Origin of the sequence: Prevotella sp. OH937_COT-195, from assembly GCF_003932845.1 — a bacterium.
GTDB lineage: Bacteria > Bacteroidota > Bacteroidia > Bacteroidales > Bacteroidaceae > Prevotella.
This window is the reverse complement of the sequence record NZ_RQZH01000078.1, coordinates 1-1108: the sequence shown is the minus strand read 5'-3', so window position 1 is coordinate 1108 and position 1108 is coordinate 1. Positions and strand designations below refer to the sequence as shown.

Genomic DNA, 1108 nt, shown 5'->3' with positions numbered 1-1108 from the left:
GATGTGTTAAGTACTCATGAACATGATAAATTGTTAGACGATTTAGGTTTGAAAGAAATCGAGAATAAATTGCCTTCTGAAGTGTCAGGAGGACAGAAACAACGTGTTGCGATTGCTAAAGCAATTTATACACAGCCATCTATTATTTTAGCTGATGAGCCAACCGCATCACTCGATACTGAAAATGCGATGACAGTTATGAAAATACTAAAAGAACAGTCTAAACAACGTCAAAAAATATGTATTATTGTTACTCACGATGAACGGTTAACTAAATTTTGCGACAAAATCTTTCATATGGAAGATGGTTACTTAACGCAGAAATAAAACAATTAAAGTATCAATATATTATCATCAATTAAAAGTATTTAAATATCTTCTTTTCTTAATCATTATTTCTCATAACTTTGCAATCCTTCAATAGGTAATGTTATAATTTAAGTAACGAAAATGATTAACAATTAATGCACCAATCCCCACACTATTGCAATAGTGTGGGGATTTTTTCATCTTCTATATAAATGTAGTGTCTAGTCTACTACGTATCTATTCTTCAAAAAAAGAATGTTCTGAAAATATGATACGATATATTCAATAAAAAACTTAATGGAACAATATCTATAGATCTTTCTCGGCATACTTACTTATCTATGCTATAGTGTAGATACACTACAGTTATATTTGTTGTGTAGCCACTCTTTTGTTAAATAGACACATTCTATTATGCATTAAGAACTTTCTAGAAAGCCTTAGTAAGTCTATAAAGCTTACTAAGGACTTTTTCAGTTTCAGAGGACTTTATTAATTATTTTGTGATATATCTATTTGTATTGAAAAAAATATATTATAAATAAATTTTCTTGGTTTAATAGCTTACTTGTGATACATTAATAATGTTCTTTTGAATATTATTAGTGTGTAAGTTTTTTACTTCGAGCGACTTCTAAATAAAGGGACTTTTAAAAGTCTATAGCAAGCTCTTATAGTTTGCTATAGGCTTTTTTATAAATTCTCGAAATAATAAAATAAATATGTTATATTATAATTACAACATATTTATTTTTGTTGCGTATTTATTTTATTACAAACATTTCACACCATGTAAAAC

Annotated in this window: 1 protein-coding gene; it reads left to right on the top strand. The window is 27.4% G+C overall.

Annotated features, from left to right (window positions below; all coding sequences use genetic code 11):
• Positions 1–327, top strand: a 327-nt coding sequence (locus tag EII32_RS11300) for an ATP-binding cassette domain-containing protein (RefSeq protein ID WP_125235466.1), incomplete at its 5' end; no start/stop codon positions are given.
• Positions 328–1108 lie beyond the last annotated feature (781 nt).